Here is a 17,785-nt window from a genome sequence, read left to right as displayed (position 1 = left end):
TCTGGGGAGAATGCCTCCGTGAAAAAACGCCATACACCCAAATCGAGCTGACGGACGGGCAAATGCCTGATGCGGTAATGCTGCGGCGAGTCACCGAACTAAATGAGTAAATAGTTGCCAGACTTGCAATTGATGCCGGACGCATTCCGGCGGTTTGCCGGAATCGGCGATAACAAGGCTGGAAACGCAGATTGTTGCTCCGCAGTTTCGTTATAGCTCGGGCGCTCAGGAATTCAATCCCGACCCAGCAGCGGCAAGGGTTTTTGTGGCAACAGCCGCACAATCGGTCATGTTTGAAAAAAGTCAGCCCGCCCGGCGCGTCGTTTGCCCGAACAGTGCGCTATGATGCTGTCATAACGTAGAAAATGGCCCACGCGAGGCACCGGCGAGAGACGGAGCGTGGCGATGAGATCAGCCGTTCGCAATCAGTGCATTGTCATCACCGTATTTTCCATTGCGGCCGTGAGGCTCATCCACCCGTATTTACCGCGCGGCGGAGCGTTGGCGTATCCGCTGATCGGAACGGTAAGCCTTGTAGGCGGCCTGGTTGGATATAGGCTATTCCGGGATTTATGGGAAGCATGACCTGACCCTGCCGCATGGATTTCCTTCGGTGTATAAAACTTACCGCGAGCCGGTCCCATCGCATGGGTTCGACGCATTCGCGACTCCCCTTGCAATCTGTATTTGACAGAAAGCTGGACGCTTTAGAAGGACGAATATCTTATGGACGAAAGGAAGCGAGATAGCATGATTGCGTATCTCCGCCGCCGCATGGAAGAGTTTGGTATCGAACCAGAAGACCTCGCTGAGTTGCTGGCGTCCGAGCCCGCCGGGCGAAACGCAGAGCGTTACCGCAGCGCCACTGGAGATACCTGGGACGGCCAGGGCGAAATGCCCCAATGGCTTAAACAGGCGATTAGCGCAGGGCAATCAATCGATCACTTCGAATTGTCGGCCAAACCGGCAATCGAGCCGCAGAACAAACCGCGTGTGGATTGGCAAAACGACCCGTTCGCAGGCAGCCCGCTCGCGCGCTCGAATAACCGCTAAGCGGCTGATACACCTTCATATCCCGCCTTTCCCGCCAGAGGGCACTGCGCCTGATGACGCGCCGGGCAACGTCACACGCCGCACGCGGGTGCCTCGACGCTCGTCACTGCGTTTCGCACTGCCCCGGCATACTGCGGTAACTCGATGAATGCGCTGACCTGCCGCACGATCTGCCAGAACGCCTTTTCGAACGCGCGGGTCCGCTCCGTCTCGGCCATTCCTTCGGCAAACGGGTTGGCGAAGTCCCAGTAACAGAACGCGGGGTTGCCTGGGAAAAGCGGCGCGTGATCGCCGGCCACGCATTCGTCCATGGCGACAACGAGGTCCATGCGCGGCGCCCATTCGCCGGTGAATTCCAGCCAGCTTTTGGGGCTCAGCACGCCCAGGTCCGAAATGCCGGGCCGCAATTGCGCGAGTGTCAGCGGATGCGTCCGCGCGGCCGGCTCCGGCCCCGCGCTGAAGGCGTCGAACCGGTGTCCCGCCAGTTCGCGCAGCAAAGCTTCGGCCATGATGCTGCGTGCTGAATTCTCGCGACAGAGAAACAGCACCTTGTATTTTCTGGTCACGCTTACCCCGTACCCGTGTTTTTTTGTTTCTGTCCGCGATTGTGCCGAGCCAGTCTTGCACCGCCGTGACACTACGACGTCTTAATTCTTTGCGCCACGGGAATTTCTACCAGGCACAGCCAATCCGCGCACAGGACGCGGCGCATAGGCGACCACGCAAGCCGGCGCAACCATCAGGCTTTCAATACGCCTTCGCTCGCAATGTGGCTTCGCTTCAGACAGAAGCCTGGCCATCGGGCGGACCGGCGACGATCCGGTTGGCGGCGTCATTGCCGCCTTCGTCCCCGCCCCCGGCCGCCGGCGGCGGGATTTCGAAGCGCACCGCCGCAGCCGGAGCCGGCTGCGTGACCGCCTTAACGCCATTCGCAATGCCGGGCGCCGCGACGTAGGGAACAAATGCCGCCACCGCAACTACAAAGATGAAAGTGAACATGGCCGTGGTGCCTCTCGGAACGGACTACGTAGGGTCAGGCGAAGCGGGTGTTTCGGGTGAAATGGAGTCGCCGTTCGAACAGCGCCTGTCACGGACTTATTACGGATTCTAGAAGCCGCCCGTCCCGCGCTAAAGTCCGCTCTCTATATCAATTCGGCCCAGGTCTATGGCCTTGCGGCCAAACGCGCCGCCGATTGTCGCGGCCTGAGCGACGCACTATTTCCTTCAGACGGATTTATCCGGCCGGGTCCCCCGTTCATACTGGGTGCAACTGTCCATTCGTATGCGGTGGCAGTCCACACGGAGTCGATTACGACGGGACCTATCGGATGCTGAACAGAAACGCCATTAGCTCTGGCGCCTACCTCGAAAGTTTTGACTCGCTGCCTAAGGAGATGCTCTGGACTCAGGCGCGCATCGACGAGTCGCTCGCACAAACCATGCTGCAGCGGCCCGACGAGGGCGACGTGTGGGTCTTCGCCTACGGCTCGCTGATGTGGAATCCGATCTCTCAGTTCGACAGCCGGCGCATTGCCACGCTGCACGACTGGCATCGCACCTTCTGCATCCGGCTCATCGCCGGCCGCGGCACGCCTGAGCAACCGGGACGGATGCTCGCGCTGGAACGCGGCGGCAGCACACAAGGCGTCGCATTACGCCTGTGCCAGTCGACGCTCGAAGAGGAACTCCGGATTCTGTGGATTCGTGAGATGGTGACCGGCGCCTATCGGCCAACGTGGGCAACGGTGACGCTCGACGACGGCACGGCGGTGTCCGCGATTGCTTTCGTGGCCGACACGCAACATGCGCAATATGAAGCCGACGCGAGCCCGGCGGCGATCGCGCCAGCAATGGCCGTGGCAACGGGCCTGTTCGGCAGCAACGCGGAGTATGTTTTCCAACTGCAGGCCGCCCTTGCGGGCTGCGAGTTGAACGATCCTTATATCGACGAACTCGCGGCGGAGCTCACCTGCATGACAACCCACGCCCAACGGGCGCGGCAGGCCTGAGAACGCCGGGCACCGCGCACGAGTCGCGTCAGAACCGCAAGCCGTTCAGGAACTGATACCAGAGGCCGCCCAGCACGCCAGCCGGGTTGAGATCGTGCGGGTTGTCCTCACGCTTCTCATGCTTCTCATGCGCGGCGCGATCGCCTGGCGTGCCGTGACTGGCGGCTTCGTCTTTCACTGGGGCGCCGTCATTGGCATCGTGGGCGTCATGCACAGCAGACGCCGGGGGCGCCTGGGCAGCCTCCGCAGCGGCCTTCGCTTTCTCGGCCTCGCGTCGCGACGCCTGCAGTGCGGCCACGCTATCGGCAATCTGCGCCGCGCGCCGCGCCGCGCATCGACGCCCGAGCAGCACGCCGAACAGGACATCGCGATTGTGGCCTTCGTCGGCGAAACGCATGGCGAGCGCCACCATTTCCGCGTACGCCGCTTCGTCGGCGGCACGCGCGGCCGCCTCGCGCTCGGCGGCCGCCTGCTGGTGGCGTGTGCGCTGCGCTTCCCAGCCGCGCATCTGCTCGGCATAGACGGCGTCGTACACCTTGCGCTGCGTGGCGTCGGACAGGATCGCGTAAGCGTCCTTGATCTCCTGGAAAGTAGCGCGCGCCACTGCCTCGGCACCGCTGTTGCGATCGGGATGCCATTTCATCGCGGCCTTTCTATAGGCGCGCTTGATTTCGTCGTCCGTGGCGTGCATGGGCACGCCAAGCGTGTCATAGAGGGTGGTCATTGCTTGCTCGGGCTCGCCGGGAATGGTTTCGCGGACCATCGTAGCATGCAAAAAACAGCTTTATCGTGAAGCGGCGTGCGCCGGCTGCCGGGTCCGCTCACAAAAAAAAGCCCCGCTACTGGCGTAGCGAGGCCGAATCCCATGTCAAGGAGGTGTCATGGAGGAGACGATTCCATCATAGCGGTGTGTCATCGGGCCCCCAAACAATGGTTCGCCATATGCTTATCCAGCGCGGCTTCAGGTGCAAAGCACGGTGCGCGACGGTGCACGAGATGCCGCTGCAGGCGCCTGTGGGCATCACCACCGCGAGCCAATGACCCCGCGCGGTTATATCGTTAGAACAAAAAGTCGCTTCGCCCTGCTCCCAGCCGTCATTAAGATGACACTTCAAAGTCCGGTTCGCACCGGTTCGTCGCTCGCGCAGCCCCGCGCGGATGCACCGCTAGCCGCTACCGAAGGAGCATTTCGTTGACCAGATTCGATCATCACCGCCGGCCGCTCATCATCGGCATTGGCGGCACGACCCGCGCCGCCTCGTCGACCGAGCGCGCGCTTGGTTTGGCGCTGCGCGGCGCGCAAGCCGCGGGCGCCGACACCCGCCTGTTCGGCGGCACCTTTCTGCATAGTCTGCCCCACTACGCACCGGAAAATCCCCAACGCACCGACGAACAGCTGGAACTGATCGAAGCCGTGCGTCACGCGGACGCGCTGATTATCGCCACGCCCGGTTACCACGGCGGCGTGTCCGGCCTCGTGAAGAACGCGCTCGACACCCTCGAGGAACTGCGCGCCGACGAGCGTCCGTATCTGGATGGCCGCGCGGTCGGCTGCATTGTCACGGCCTATGGCTGGCAGGCCGCCGGCTCGGTGCTGACCTCGCTGCGCTCGATCGTTCACGCGTTGCGCGGCTGGCCCACGCCGTTCGGCGCCGGCATCAACACGCTGGAAACCCGCTTCGACACCGTCGACACCTGCTCCGACCCGAAGGTTGTCGATCAGCTCGCCACGGTCGGCCAGCAAGCCGCGCAATTCGCGCTGGCCTTCAATGCCCATCGCACGCCGGCTGCCGCTCCGTTCGCCGGCGCGCACAAGGAAGCGCCGCCGGCACGCCTGCTTCACGCGGTTTAAGCACGCATCGCGTGCCGCCCGCCGTGGACTGAAAATCAAGGTCCACGGCGCGCTCCGCCGTTCCGACCATCGTCATTCCGCACCGATCCGTTCGCGATCGCACCCGTTCCATTCGCGCAACCCAGCACGCTCCCCCGAACCGTGCGCCACATAACAGACCGTGTGCCCGCAACGCCGGATAGTGTATTTGCACGCAGCGACGATGGTCCGAATCTGCTTCCTGAAGACCGTTCCAGGACTGCGCTCATTAGCTAACGACGAAAGATTGGTTCACCCGCTGCGCGGCGCGGCCTAGGCTTGCTTCTGCCCGCACACCACCGGATGCCTGACGCACAGGGGTGCGCCTCGCTCCGGCTTTTCAGCAACACACGCGGGCATACTCACTGCCACGATCATGAATTCACATATTCGCTACAAGGGTTACGAAGTTGCCCCGGCTGCGCAGCAGCTGCCTAACGGCCTCTTTGCCGCAAACCTGACCATCGAGAAAACCACCGAAAATAAAGGTCAGGCTTATTCATTCGACGCACTCGATTACTTCTTCGACGAGGAGCACGCGCTCGCCTATGCGTTCCGCTGGGGACGCATGTGGATCGACAATCATCAATAACGCAGCAGACTGGTAACGCAGCACGGTAAATGCGCGCGGCACGGCGCCGCCCTGGCATCGGGTTTCAAAGGGTTGTGCCAGAATGGGCGACACATCAGCTTGCTTTCCGCACGCCCGCCATGTCCGACACACTGCTGCCGAACACCACACGCTGCGCCATTGGACATTCCGCGGCCCCACCCGCGGAAGAACTGTTGCCGGGCGCATCCAATCCGCAATGAGGAGACGCCGGCCATGACATGGACTGTCGATGAACAATTGTCGCTCACCGCGACGCAAGCCGTCGCTGCGATCCAGTCCGGGCGCCTGAAGGCCGCCGACTATATCGCCACGCTGCTGGCGCGCGCGGCGGCGCTCTCGAGCCTGAACGCACTGACCACGCTCGATCTCGACGGCGCGCTGGCCGCCGGGCAGCGCATCGACGCGTTGACGCCTGAGGCCAGAGCGCAATTGCCGCTCGCCGGTTTGCCGATTGTCGTGAAGGACAACATCAATACAGCCGGCTTGCAGACCTCGGCGGGCACGCCGGCACTGGAAGGCTTTGTGCCGTCAAGCAACGCGCCTTCGGTACAACGGCTCCTCGACGCCGGCGCAATCGTGCTCGGCAAAGCCAACATGCACGAGCTGGCGTTGGGCATCACCAGCACGAACTTCGCGACGCATGCCGGGCCCGTGCGCAATCCGTACGACCCCACGCTGATTCCCGGCGGTTCATCGGGCGGCACCGCCGCCGCGATCGCCGCGCGCATCGCACCCGCCGGACTCGGCACGGACACCGCCGGGTCGACCCGCATCCCGGCGGCTCTGACCGGCATCGCCGGATTTCGTCCTTCTGTCGGCAACGGTGGCGCCGAACGGCGCTATCACGACCCGGATGCGGTCGTGCCCATCTGCCATACACGCGATACCGTGGGGCCGATGGCGCGCACTGTCGTCGACCTCGCATTGCTCGATGGCGTGATCACCGGTGCGGGACCGTTGCCCGCGCTGACGCTGAAAGGCTTGCGCATCGGTCTGCCGGCGCCGCTCTGGGAAGGACTCGAACGGCAGGTGGAAAGCGTGACATGCGCGGCAGTGCACCGGCTCGAAGCGGCGGGTGTCGTCTTCGTGCCGGTCGACATGAGCGATCTGGAGACCTTGAACGGGCAGGTCGGCGGCCCGGTTGCGATTCATGAGGCGCGCGAGGACGTGCTCGCCTGGCTGGTTGCCAATCATGCGCCGGTCAGGACCGTGGCTGAACTGGCCGCCCGCATCGCGAGCCCCGACGTGCGTGTGATCTACGACGCCGTGCTCGACGACGCCCTCGGCGCGCATTACGACGCGGCGCTCAACGAGTGGCGGCCGCGTCTGCAGGAATATGTGGCCGCCACGTTCGCGGACGAGCGCCTCGATGCACTGCTGTTCCCCACCACGCGTCTCGCAGCGGTGCCGATCGACGACGTCAACGGTTCGTCGATGGTATCGATCGACGGCGCAGCACCGCTCGACACGATGGACGCGTTCCTGCGCAATACCGATCCGGCTAGCACGTCCGGCATTCCGGGGCTCTCGCTGGCTGCCGGAATGACGGCCAGCGGTTTGCCGGTCGGTCTGGAACTGGATGGACCGCTTGGCAGCGACCGGCGGCTACTGGCGATCGGCGTCGCGTTCGAGCAATTGCTTGGCGTGCTGCCGGCGCCGGTGCTTTGATGCTGACGCAAGCCCGCGTGCAGCGGGCCATTTTGCGAAGCGCCGCTGCGGTGGCGGTCGCGTTCGCCATCGGCGCATGCGCGCGCCTCGCGGCGATCGACTCCAATGCGCTCTGGAAGATCGTCGATCTGCGCTGCGTGCCGTCGCAACAGGCCACCGGCACACCCGGCCAATGCACGACGGTGAATCTCGACAAACGCTATGTGATTCTGAAGGACATCGTCGGGAGATCGCAGCATCTGCTGATTCCAACTGACCGCATCACCGGAATCGAAAGCCCGCTGGTGCTGGCGCCGCATGCGCAGGACTACTGGGTAGACGCGTGGGCGTCGCGGCTTTACGTCGAAAAGTCCGTCAAGCGAACTTTGCCCGACAATCTGCTCGGCCTCGAAATCAACTCGGCTTATGCGCGGTCGCAGGAACAGTTGCATATTCATATCGACTGCATGCGCGGCGACGTGAGCGAGGCGCTCGCGCGTCACGACAAGGACGCACCCGGCGAGTGGCGCTGGGATACGCTCGATGGGCACCGCTATCGCATCATGCGGGTCACCGCCCTCACCGAGGACAACAATCCATTCCGTCTGGTTGCGCGCGATAACAGAAGCAGCAGTGCGATGGCCATGCAAACCATCCTTGTGACGGGGGCGGGGTCCTCGGCCGACGAAGACGGCTGGCTGGTCGTGAATAGCGGCACCGACGTCGACAACGGCAGCGGGTCGGCGGAAGGTCTGCTCGACCACCGCTGCCATGTCGCGGACGGCAGCTGAGCGCGAGGCTGCGTAACGACGGACGATGTGACCCCGACCTATGCACGCTATGCACGCTATGCACGCTATGCACGCTATGCACGCTATGCACGCTATGCACGCTATGCACGCTATGCACGATTTGGCAGATGCATTGCCGAACAAAATGGTTCAGGTGCCGCGAATTGGTCCGTAGGATCGGTCTGAATATGTATTCCGACCGATCACCCGATGGCGATTTACCTCGACGACACGCAACGCAACACGCTCGCCCGGCTGGCGGCAAGCTGGACATGGCGCACACAATGGCCGACATGGGTACTGATCGTCACGATCTACAGCGGCTGGTTCGGCGTCGCCATGCATGCACGCGAGCTAGGCTTACCGCTGACCACCGTGCTGCTCGCGCTGCTGAGCACGTGGTACATGTCCTTGCAGCATGAACTGCTGCACGGTCATCCGACTCGCTCCCCGTTCGTCAACGCGCTGCTCGGGTTTGCGCCGCTCGCGGTGTGGTTTCCGTATGGCATCTACCGTGATTCGCATCTTCAGCATCACGACGATCCGCATCTGACGCGTCCCGAGCGCGACCCCGAAAGCTACTTTGTCAGTCAGCGTATGTGGCAACGCGCGGGTCTGGCGATTCGCGCGCTGCTCACGTTCCGCAATACGTTTATCGGCCGCCTGCTGGTAGGGCCGGCATTCGCGATCGCGGCAACCGGCGCGGACGCGCTCGGCCGGATCCGACGCGGCGACTGGCGCGACGTACCGGTGTGGCTCGCGCATCTCGCGGCCCTGGGCGCGCTGACCGTGTGGCTGCAACGGGTATGCGGCATCCCTGCATGGGTTTTTGTTATCGGCGCGGGCTACGGATCGTTGTCGCTGGGTTCGATCCGCTCGTTTCAGGAACATCGCGCGGCGCATGCCCACGAGCATCGCACGGTGATCAACGAAGCGGGCTGGTTCTGGCGCCTGCTGTTTCTGAACAATAACTATCATCTGGTCCATCACGACTTGCCGCATGTGCCCTGGTTTGTACTCCGGGAAGTCTATGAAACGTCCCGCCAGCAATACATAGAACGCTCGGGGGGGTTTCTCGTGCAGGGTTACAGCGAATGGTTGAGGCGATACGCATTCGCTCCGGTTGCCCGTCCTGTGCATGGCGGTCTGACCGGTTTCATCCAGAGGAATCCGCCCGTTTCCGCTAAACGCCAAACGGCAAGACAAGCGCTATAAGCTGTGTGCCCCGTACGGAATTGCAACAAGGCCTGAGTCTGGCTGAGGCACTGGCGAAGTACGGACACGTCTGATCAGACGATCCGCCAATCGATCGCGATCGATTGGCCATCCGCTCGCCGTCCCTTCGCTAAACAGCACCGTCACAGTAGCGCGCGCAGTGAAACAGAAGCGTCGGCGAGCCGCACTTCGTCCATTGCCCTGTCGCTGGAGATCAATCGCCTGCATGCCCCGATTTCACGCCCCGCATTGACGGCAATCGCAGCTCGCATACGCCCGCTTTCGTCCAGCGCCATGACACAGAAGGAGTCGATAGCGGGATCTCCGCGCGTAACAAGCCGATGCTGCGCCTCGACGATGCCAAGCGTCTGAACATTGCAGTCGAACTGATCCGACCACAGCCACGGCAATTCCGCGTAGATCGCGCCGCCTCCGAGCATGTTTTCCGCAGCAACGACGGGCTGGTTCTCCGCCACCTGCCATGATTCGATTCTGACGCTTCGGCCAAGCAACGGATTGGACTGCATTGTGACCTCGCCAGCGGCGAAGATTGCCGGGTCGTTGGTACGGCACTGTTCATCGACCACGATGCCATTGCTCACCTCAAGCCCGCAGGCTTCAGCGAGCTCGACGTTCGGCACGACGCCAATGCCGGCTACGACGACATCCGCAGCGACCGCGCCCGCATCGGTTTCGATTGATGCGCACCCGTTGCTGTAAGTGATCGCACGGGGCATCGTGCCAAGACGTAGGTCCACACCATTGCGCTGATGCAGCGCCGCGATGTGATGGCCGACGCTATCCGGCAGCGCCCGCTGCAGCAGCGCGTGTGCCGGCTCGATCACGGTTGCCTTGCAGCCGGCCTGCGTCGCTGCGGCAGCGACTTCGAGTCCTATGAAACCGCCGCCGAGGATCGCGACTCGCCTATCCTGTGCAAGAACAGCACGCAGCGCCCGTGCGTCGGCAAGTGTGCGCACGTAGTGCAATGGCACACGTGGGTCCACAACGCCACTGACGCGGCGCACGCGCGAGCCCGTGGCCAGCAGGAGTCTGTCATAGCCGATTTCGCTGCCGTCCTGCAGTCGCAAGCACGCGCGCCGCCGATCGACTTCAGTCACTGTCGTGGACAGACGTAAATCGATACCGTGCGCCGCGTACCAGTCATGCTGCCGGATGAAAGCCTTCCGCTCGCCTTCCTCGGACATCAGCGCGTCTTTCGACAGAACGGGGCGATCGTATGGGGCATGCGGCTCTTCGCCGATCATCACGATTTGCACGTCCGCATTCAGCGCGCGCAGCGTCTCCGCCGCGCGCCGCGCCGCATGGCCGGCGCCGACAATCACATGGCGTTCATTGGACATTGACTTCCACCCGCGTATCGACGATCCGGATCGGGAACGCCCGCACTGCTTCTGTGATGGGCGCACATCGTGGCGCACCCGTTTGGATATCGATGAGACCTTGATGCAGCGGACATTCGACGCAGCCGTCTTCCACATAACCCTCGGAAAGACGCGCATGGCCATGCGTGCATAAATCGTTTAATGCAAACACTTCGTCGCCAACGCGGAACACGGCGATTTGCCGCTCGCCCGCAATGACGGCGGCCGGTTCGCCCTCGGTAAAATCATCGAGCGTGCCGATGGTCTGCCAGTTATCAATAGTCTGTTCCATGTCCGCTCCTCAGATCGGCGTCGCCAGCAGTGTCTGCACGCGTGACGTGTCATACACCACCCGCTTGCTGCGATAACGCAGCCCGTCGGGCGTGCGCACGATACAGTCGAAGTACTTGCCTGCCTGATACACGTCCGACTCGCCGTTCGCGAGCGTCTGCACCACGACATAGCTGCTCTCGGTTTCAATCACGCCGTCCTGTTCGCTCGTGATGGTCAGACCCGAGGTCATGTGGCGGTACGTGTGATCCTCGAAGATGTTTGCGTGACGCAGCGACACGACACGATCGCGCAGCATCTTCTGGTTCGTGCAATAAATGATGCCGACCGGCAGTCCCATATCCACGTTCTCTTTCGGCACGATCTCGTACAGACAATCTTCGGTAAACAGCGTCGGCCATGCTTCAAGCCGGTCGTTGTCGAGATTGCTGATGTACTGGTTCTGCAGCATGCTGACTTCGAACCAAAGCTTCATCTGATCCATTTTCCTGTCCTCTTCTTCAATAGCCCATCAGCTTCTGATAACCGACCCAGAAGCGGCGAATCAGATTTTCCGTGATCACCGTGTCCTGCTGGTCCGGGTTGCCGCGCGACATCTCGATCACCGACGTCGCGTCTGCATCGCGCACCGTCCCGCGTTGCACGAGTTCGGTGGCTTCTGTGTCTTCCATCGAGATATAGCCTGCCGGCCCAACGAGGTTGGCTTGCTTGATGCGCAACTCGCGCAACTCAGGCGTATCGTCGGTATAGCCAAAGAAATGGAAGATCAGTTCGAAGCTATTCGGCCCTTTGGGCAGCAGTTGACGCGCGACGAGCGTGTTGTGAATCTGCTGGACCACCAGTTGTGGGAAGATCGGCTGAATATGGTTGGTGGTGTCCTCTTCATATTCGGACACGAGACCAAGGATCGAATCGTCTTCGAGCGCAAAGCCTTCATCGAACGAGCGGATCTGTTGCTGCTTGTAGGCCGCCGACGTGTCCTCGCCCGTCTTCGTCACCGTAATGATGCTGTGCAGGCCGTGCGTCGCATCGGGAATCGAGCGCGCCTTCATGCCGACGCGGAAAATGTTGAAGGTCGTATGGAACAGGTGCAGCATGCTTGCGTGATACGGGTCCTTCACGTTCTCCAGGTACAGCTTCCAGTTGGATTTCGAATATTGCCGCGTGCAGCCGAGGTACTCAATCGGCTTGTGAAAGATACGATCGATCCACGGACGCATTTCCGCGCCAAGGTATTCAGGCAGCGGAGCCACCGCGTCGCTGAAGCTCGCGAAGACGAGGCCGCGATAGCTCTCTACACGCAGTTTGCGCAAGCTGTGCTGCTTCGGATCAAAATCGGCTGGCATGCCCGTCATGCCCTTCTGGCCACGCCGGAACGGCACGCCCAGCAGATTGCCGCTGTTGTCGAAACTCCACTGGTGATACACGCAGGTATGCGATGTGGCGTTGCCGCGCGCCTTGCGGCACACCGATGCGCCGCGATGCGCGCAACGGTTGACCCATGCCGAAAGCGAGCCGTCCTCGGTGCGCGTGACGACGACGGGCGTATCGCCAACAAACGTGCTCTTGAAATCGCCTGCATTCGGAACTTCCGCCTCGAGCGCGACGAAGCTCCAAGTCGGACCACGAAAAATCCGCTCCTGCTCACGCTCGTACACGGCCTGCGAGCTGAATACCTTATAGGGCACGCGCGAACCGTCGTCGCGCGGGAACTGCACCATGTCGCTGTCCAGCGTGTTCCTGAAGGTCACAGGCGATTCGACTATTTCCATGCTATTTTCTCCGCATTGTAGGGACTCAGTGCGGCAACGGAATCGTCGCTGCACTGTGGATTTATTTTTGGCGGCGGAAAATGCTGGGTCTATCCGTTTCTGGCGGAACGCGCCCCCTCTATCCAGTTCAGGCAGTTTTATGATCGATGGGCAAGTGTTGAGTCCGCGCGCGAGCGCGCTGAAACAATCATGAGATCCGATCTCCGGCTCCCCGCATTGCGACGCCACCGGCTGTTTGAATCAGCCGACCTCGACGAGACGCGTGAACTGATTTCGCGAGTCATGCAGCCGCATTCGCTGCTTCCGCAAGGAAATGCGCACGGTCGTTCTCACATGGATTTCGTGCAGGTCGGCAGACTCGGAATTGGTACGATTAGCTTCGGCGGCGCCATCCAGGTGGATGTCGAAGCCGTCGACGGCTACTTTTTGATGATGTTTTGCGTCGCCGGCAATGCGGAGGTCCACGCGTCAGGCAGGAAGATTGTCGTGGACGACCAGCATGCCGTCATTCGCGCACCCGGCGAATCCTTTAGCGCTCTGCTGTCACCCGATTGCGAGCAGTTGATCATGCGGATCGACCCCGCTTCGCTCAGCGATGAAACGGCTTCCATCATTGGCGCGGACACGTCCGTATCGCTGGCGAGCGGCCCGATGCGCGCGTGGAAAGAACAGTTGAAACTGGTCGCGAGTTCGGACGACCTGCTGAATATCGCAGCCCGCAACCCGACCGTAGGCGCGCACGTCGAATCGCTGCTGATGGGATTGTTATGCGATCAGGACGCGGGGCACGGGGCATCGCGCCAGCCGACAATCGCTCCGCAGTTCGTTCGCCGGGCCGAAGAGTTCATGGCAGCCAACCTCGCCGCGCCCATACAGTTGCCAGAAATTGCAAGCGCGGCCGGCGTGCCGGTGAGAACGCTTTCAGAGGGGTTTCTGCGCTTTCGTCATATCAGCCCCATCAGCCTGTTGCGGCAGATGCGCCTTGACCGCGCGCGTCAGATTATTCGTGAAAGCACTCCCGACCTTCGCGTCGCGACAATCGCGCTAGATTGCGGATTTTCTCACCTCGGCCGGTTTGCCCAAGGCTATCGCGACCGCTTTGGCGAACTGCCGTCGGAAACGCCGCGGCGTGGGCACCTTCGCTGACGGCGGGTGTGCTTGCTCGACGAGCCTCAAGCACCCCCGCGCAATGACCAGAACTAGAAAAGATGCGCGATGCTGATCCCCACCATCGTCTGGGCGTCGGAACTCGATGGGCTCGCTTGGGTCGAGTTGATGCGGGCGAGCGCGCCCTTGCCCGATGCCCTCTGCCAGACGTAGGTTCCATATACCGAGGTGCGCTTCGAGAGGCGGTAAGTCAACGTCGCATCCGCCTGGTTTGCGTGGACGCTATCGAGCACGTGATTTCCACTCATATAGGTATAGGTTGTGGCGAGATTCCAGAACGGCGAAAAATCGTAACTCACGGTGGCGTCGACAGCATCGATCTGCGCTCCGGATCCTGTATTGCGAGAGATCGTCCCCAGCACCGACAATTGGACCGGCCCAACAAGATATTTCCCGCCTACGCCGATGTTCCGGATGCCATCATTCCCATTGTCGATCGTGGGCGACTTCGCCATCGTATACGCCGCACCCACGCCACCCGAACCGAACTCATAATTGACGGTAAAACTCGACGAACTGGCGTTCCCGAAATGACCGGCAACGCCACCAAAGCCGTACATCGCCCCGAAGGTCAGCCCGCTAAAATTCGCGCTCCTGAACTTGACTGAACTATTGAGGGCCTCCCCGTTGAGCCGGTCGAAGTCGTAAGATCCGCCAATCACGTACGGCACGCCAAAGGTCGGAAACGGCCCCTGGTGAGCACCCCAAAGGCCATGGTTGAAGCCGCCCGCATACCCATGCGCTGTCATGTCGAACATAAAATCGCGCTGCTGACCGAAGGTCAAGGTGCCATATTGATTCGACGACAGCCCGACATAGGATTCCCGGGAAAAAAGGCTACCGGGCGCACCAAGGACCGTTCCTGTGCTCATTGAGAACAGGGTGCCCAGATAGAAGAGAGCCTGCAGACCACCACCCAGGTCTTCTTTGCCCTGCATGGCAAACAGGTTTGGACGCAATACGCCATTGGTTTCGGACACGCTCGAGTGTCCTCCGACGTTGCTCGTATAACCGATCCCGGCGCCCAGAAAGCCTGAGACATAAACACTGCTTTGCGCGAATGCGCCGGACGAGCATCCCAGCAGTAGAAAGCCAACACCGCCCAGCAACTTCATGTCTCTTCCAATTCCCACGTTTGTCTCCTTCCCCGTCTAGTCGTTTGCGTTCAGTGCTCTTACTATCGATCTCCATCCGAAGTCGGTTCGACAATGCTATGAATTCGGGGAAAACAATACGGAAAAAAACGATCAGCCTATTGAAGAAATTGCGCCCCTCCTGGCGCCCGGTTTTTTAGTTATCCATAGTTATTGGCCGGGACGTGCTATCGCACGGATCCGACAGGGAGGCAAGCGTTGGCGACGCTCAAAACGCTTTCGTTGAAATACCTAGCGTCGCGCGTTCTTATTACGCTCCGCTCTCCGTACCGCTTGCAACGGCCTCAATCCTGTCCGCGAAGCGCATGGTCCGCCGCCCCTGCACGCGGCCATAGGTCGGCCAATACGGCAAATGTGCGCCGTTCGGATCGCCCGACTCGACAAAGTTCAGCACGTACTCCTGGATGCAAGCCGAGAGCGAGCGAGCTTCCACCAGGTCGATCCCATCCAGCATCGGTGCGTCGACCCAGTCTTCGAAGTTGCCGAACACGAACGGTAGCTCGAAGCAATGACCTGCTCCCACCTCTGGCTGCGGCGACTGGAAGTCGAATTGATACGCGAAGACGTTGCTGCCTGCCGATTCCATCTCCGTGGCGAATTTGATTGCCGGAAGCCTGAACAGTTTGTCCGAACCCAGATCGACGAGGGTTGTGTAGGGTCGGCCATTGAGCCGATGCCTGAGTGCCTGTTTATAGTAAGGCTTGCCTTGCTCGCCGAATTCTTCGTTATATTTCTTTAAGGCCTGCTCTTCCGTCACGCCAATCATTGCAGGATTACTCGCGAAGAAGCTGCCCATTTCTTCCCGGGTCCAGCCAATCATCAACGGCTTGCCGGCAAAATTCTCACGGGCCTGCGCGCCCGGGTTCGCCGGAACCTCGTTATCGCAAACGCTCTGGAACAGCACGGGCACCTCCGCGAACACGCTTTGCGCGCGCAGCATCGAGGTTTGCAATTCCAGTATGCGTTCTACGGGCATCGTCCGTAACGCGTCGCCGGACGAGTCTATCCCCGCCATCGCACAGAACTGCTCGGCCATCGTCTGAGCGGCTTGCGGCATCATTGGTGGTAGACCTGGATAGCTGAGCATGATGCCGCCTTTGACCAGCGCACTCGTTGGCTTCATCGCGGCAAACATTTGCGTATACCAGGCGCCCGCAGATTGTCCGGCCAGCACGATCGATTCCGGATCGCCACCAAAACTGCCGATATTCGATTTGACCCACTGCAAGGCCATCTCGAGATCGCGAACGGCGAGGTTGCCTGGAGAGATGCCGTTCATGAAGAGATTGCCGAGCAGACCCAGGCGATAGTTCATGGTCACTACAACGGCGCGCCCGCTTCTCGCGAGTGAGTCGCCGAAGTAGCACTGCAGCGAGCCTCCCCCCGTCAGGAAGCCACCCCCGTGAATCCAGAAGATGACGGGTAGTTTGCCGGCAAGTGTGGGCGTGAAGACGTTGAGACGAAAGGCGTCCTCGGACATTTCCGCGCCGCTGGCCGTTGGGCCCATTACAAAGTCGAGGCGGCTCGGCAACTGCGGAAAGATAGGTCCAGGCCGTGTACAGTCGCGTTCGCCAGCCCAGGCGGACGGCTGAAGCGCAGGGGAAAATCGACCCGCGTCGACGGCATAGGGAATATCGAAGAATGTATGGACTCGGTCATCAAGCACGCCCTTGAGGACCCCTTGTGCGCAATGCGTGATGGTTGTTTTCGTCATTGATTTATCTCGCTCGTCTTCATGTGGCTGCACGGGCACGTTGCGAACGGGTTTGCAGCCGGGGTATGCTGTCGTGCATCGGTAGTGATGTTCACGCAGTCGCCGCGGAAACAATATGGAAAATTTCGCTACTGCCCTTGAAGAAAATTCATGAGCCACCGACTATGAGTTCCCTGCAACAGCGTCTGAAGCTTCGCCATATCTCCGTGGTACTCGAAATAGCGCGATGCGGAAATCTGCAGAAGGCAGCAGAGGCGCTCGCGGTAAGTCACTCGGCAATATCTAAGGCGCTAGCAGAGGTTGAGGTAATCACGGGCGCGCAGTTGTTCGAACGCACGCCATCAGGAATGCGTCCGACGATTCCTGGAGAAGCCCTTGTGCGCCATGGCTATCTGATCGCCAGTGACGTGCAACGGGCCGAAGCGGAGCTCGACGCGCTGCGCGTCGGCGACATGGGAACATTGTCGATTGGCGTGTTCTTCCCGCTTAACTGGTGGGAGGTCCTCGCCGATTGCGTCGCGGAATTCCGAACGAGATCGCCCAGGATACGCTTGAGCGTCCGTGAGGATTCGATGGAAGTACTTCTTGAACGTCTGGATCAGGATCTTGTCGACATCGTCATCGGGCGTCTCGCGAGTGGCTTTGGCGGCGACCAGTACTCGCAAGAACCCCTTCGCGATGACAATCCACTGTTCGTCGCCCGGCAGGGGCATCCGCTCACGCAGAAACCGGTCGCGCTCGAAGACCTATTGGGCTTTCCGTGGGTCTTACCCGAACAGCCCAACATCATCAGGCAGCAACTTGAATTCGCTGTGCGTGACATGGGCCTGCGCTTTGGAGCGGATGTCATGTCCTCGCAGGTTTCGCCGTTGACGTTTCGGCTCGCAAGCAAGAGCGACACGCTCGTGCTCGCATCACAGTGCATTGCGGAAGAGTTGCACGCGCTGTATCGACTGCAACCCGTGCTCTGTGAATTACCGCTTCATCTCGGCCCGCTCGTCGCCGTGACGCGTAGCGACAAGCCGCTTAGCAGGGTGGCGTCCACGTTCTTACAGCGGTTGAAAGACTCAATAAACGCACGCCGTCCCGTACAGGGATAACTTGCGG

Annotated in this window: 18 protein-coding genes; 9 read left to right on the top strand and 9 right to left on the bottom strand. The window is 61.1% G+C overall.

Going from position 1 to position 17,785, the window contains the following annotated elements; genetic code table 11:
- Positions 1 to 726 precede the first annotated feature (726 nt).
- Positions 727 to 1,053: an H-NS histone family protein gene (locus tag PQR27_RS23800; RefSeq protein ID WP_408526095.1), complete on the top strand. Its 327-nt coding sequence runs from the start codon at positions 727 to 729 to the stop codon at positions 1,051 to 1,053.
- A 71-nt stretch (positions 1,054 to 1,124) separates the two neighbouring features.
- On the opposite strand, the gene PQR27_RS23795 is transcribed toward PQR27_RS23800, so the two are convergent.
- Positions 1,125 to 1,619 (bottom strand): arsenate-mycothiol transferase ArsC, encoded by a 495-nt coding sequence (locus tag PQR27_RS23795; protein WP_408526094.1) that lies wholly within the window; start codon positions 1,617 to 1,619, stop codon positions 1,125 to 1,127.
- Positions 1,620 to 1,833: 214 nt separating this feature from the next.
- On the bottom strand, positions 1,834 to 2,052 hold the full coding sequence (locus tag PQR27_RS23790) for a hypothetical protein (RefSeq protein ID WP_408526093.1): 219 nt from the start codon (positions 2,050 to 2,052) through the stop codon (positions 1,834 to 1,836).
- Between the two features lie 329 nt (positions 2,053 to 2,381).
- On the opposite strand from PQR27_RS23790, the gene PQR27_RS23785 reads away from it, so the two are divergent.
- On the top strand, positions 2,382 to 3,062 hold the full coding sequence (locus PQR27_RS23785; RefSeq protein ID WP_408526092.1) for a gamma-glutamylcyclotransferase: 681 nt from the start codon (positions 2,382 to 2,384) through the stop codon (positions 3,060 to 3,062).
- Between the two features lie 28 nt (positions 3,063 to 3,090).
- Here PQR27_RS23785 and PQR27_RS23780 read toward each other — a convergent pair whose 3' ends face one another.
- Complete coding sequence (locus PQR27_RS23780) at positions 3,091 to 3,786, bottom strand: J domain-containing protein (RefSeq protein WP_408526091.1); 696 nt, start codon at positions 3,784 to 3,786, stop codon at positions 3,091 to 3,093.
- Positions 3,787 to 4,254: 468 nt separating this feature from the next.
- On the opposite strand from PQR27_RS23780, the gene PQR27_RS23775 reads away from it, so the two are divergent.
- The 5 genes from PQR27_RS23775 (at position 4,255) to PQR27_RS23755 (ending at position 9,198) form a co-directional block, all read left to right on the top strand.
- The gene (locus tag PQR27_RS23775) at positions 4,255 to 4,914 is read left to right on the top strand and encodes an NADPH-dependent FMN reductase (RefSeq protein WP_408526090.1); all 660 of its coding nucleotides are present in this window, start codon (positions 4,255 to 4,257) and stop codon (positions 4,912 to 4,914) included.
- A gap of 394 nt (positions 4,915 to 5,308) precedes the next feature.
- Positions 5,309 to 5,524: a DUF6566 family protein gene (locus PQR27_RS23770; protein WP_408526089.1), complete on the top strand. Its 216-nt coding sequence runs from the start codon at positions 5,309 to 5,311 to the stop codon at positions 5,522 to 5,524.
- Between the two features lie 234 nt (positions 5,525 to 5,758).
- Positions 5,759 to 7,213 (top strand): indoleacetamide hydrolase, encoded by a 1,455-nt coding sequence (iaaH, locus tag PQR27_RS23765; RefSeq protein WP_408526088.1) that lies wholly within the window; start codon positions 5,759 to 5,761, stop codon positions 7,211 to 7,213.
- Positions 7,213 to 7,983, top strand: coding sequence for a CDP-diacylglycerol diphosphatase (locus PQR27_RS23760; RefSeq protein ID WP_408526087.1), 771 nt, complete (start codon positions 7,213 to 7,215; stop codon positions 7,981 to 7,983). The genes iaaH and PQR27_RS23760 overlap by 1 nt, the downstream gene beginning before the upstream one ends.
- A gap of 210 nt (positions 7,984 to 8,193) precedes the next feature.
- A complete protein-coding gene (locus PQR27_RS23755) occupies positions 8,194 to 9,198 on the top strand; it encodes a fatty acid desaturase (protein WP_408526086.1) in 1,005 nt (334 codons plus the stop codon).
- Between the two features lie 143 nt (positions 9,199 to 9,341).
- Here the strand turns inward: PQR27_RS23755 and andAa are convergent, their stop codons facing one another.
- Genes andAa through andAc form a run of 4 tightly spaced genes read right to left on the bottom strand, consistent with a single transcriptional unit; the run spans position 9,342 to position 12,643 of the window.
- Positions 9,342 to 10,559 carry an anthranilate 1,2-dioxygenase system ferredoxin--NAD(+) reductase gene (gene andAa, locus PQR27_RS23750; protein ID WP_408526085.1) on the bottom strand — a complete coding sequence of 406 codons (1,218 nt, stop codon included), beginning with the start codon at positions 10,557 to 10,559 and terminating at the stop codon, positions 9,342 to 9,344.
- The gene (gene andAb, locus PQR27_RS23745) at positions 10,549 to 10,872 is read right to left on the bottom strand and encodes an anthranilate 1,2-dioxygenase ferredoxin subunit AndAb (protein WP_408526084.1); all 324 of its coding nucleotides are present in this window, start codon (positions 10,870 to 10,872) and stop codon (positions 10,549 to 10,551) included. Before andAb ends, andAa begins: the two co-directional genes overlap by 11 nt.
- A 9-nt stretch (positions 10,873 to 10,881) precedes the next feature.
- Positions 10,882 to 11,355, bottom strand: coding sequence for an anthranilate 1,2-dioxygenase small subunit AndAd (gene andAd, locus PQR27_RS23740; protein WP_408526083.1), 474 nt, complete (start codon positions 11,353 to 11,355; stop codon positions 10,882 to 10,884).
- A 16-nt stretch (positions 11,356 to 11,371) separates the two neighbouring features.
- Positions 11,372 to 12,643: an anthranilate 1,2-dioxygenase large subunit AndAc gene (andAc, locus tag PQR27_RS23735; protein WP_408526082.1), complete on the bottom strand. Its 1,272-nt coding sequence runs from the start codon at positions 12,641 to 12,643 to the stop codon at positions 11,372 to 11,374.
- 189 nt (positions 12,644 to 12,832) lie between these two features.
- Here andAc and andR point away from each other — a divergent pair, with 189 nt between their 5' ends.
- Entirely contained in the window at positions 12,833 to 13,789 is a 957-nt protein-coding gene (andR, locus tag PQR27_RS23730) for an anthranilate 1,2-dioxygenase regulatory protein AndR (RefSeq protein ID WP_408526081.1), read from the top strand.
- Positions 13,790 to 13,842: 53 nt separating this feature from the next.
- Here the strand turns inward: andR and PQR27_RS23725 are convergent, their stop codons facing one another.
- Together PQR27_RS23725 and PQR27_RS23720 are read right to left on the bottom strand one after the other, a co-directional pair.
- Positions 13,843 to 14,925, bottom strand: a complete 1,083-nt coding sequence (locus PQR27_RS23725) for a porin (RefSeq protein ID WP_408526080.1) — start codon at positions 14,923 to 14,925, stop codon at positions 13,843 to 13,845.
- 289 nt (positions 14,926 to 15,214) lie between these two features.
- Complete coding sequence (locus PQR27_RS23720; protein ID WP_408526079.1) at positions 15,215 to 16,837, bottom strand: carboxylesterase family protein; 1,623 nt, start codon at positions 16,835 to 16,837, stop codon at positions 15,215 to 15,217.
- Here PQR27_RS23720 and PQR27_RS23715 point away from each other — a divergent pair.
- On the top strand, positions 16,744 to 17,778 hold the full coding sequence (locus PQR27_RS23715; RefSeq protein WP_408526078.1) for a LysR substrate-binding domain-containing protein: 1,035 nt from the start codon (positions 16,744 to 16,746) through the stop codon (positions 17,776 to 17,778). The two genes, PQR27_RS23720 and PQR27_RS23715, sit on opposite strands and share 94 nt — an antisense overlap.
- Positions 17,779 to 17,785: the final 7 nt, after the last annotated feature.

This window comes from Paraburkholderia fungorum, from assembly GCF_046027215.1.
Taxonomy (GTDB): domain Bacteria; phylum Pseudomonadota; class Gammaproteobacteria; order Burkholderiales; family Burkholderiaceae; genus Paraburkholderia; species Paraburkholderia fungorum_D.
The sequence above is the reverse complement of the archived record's forward strand: the minus strand, read 5'-3'. Positions and strand labels throughout refer to the sequence as shown.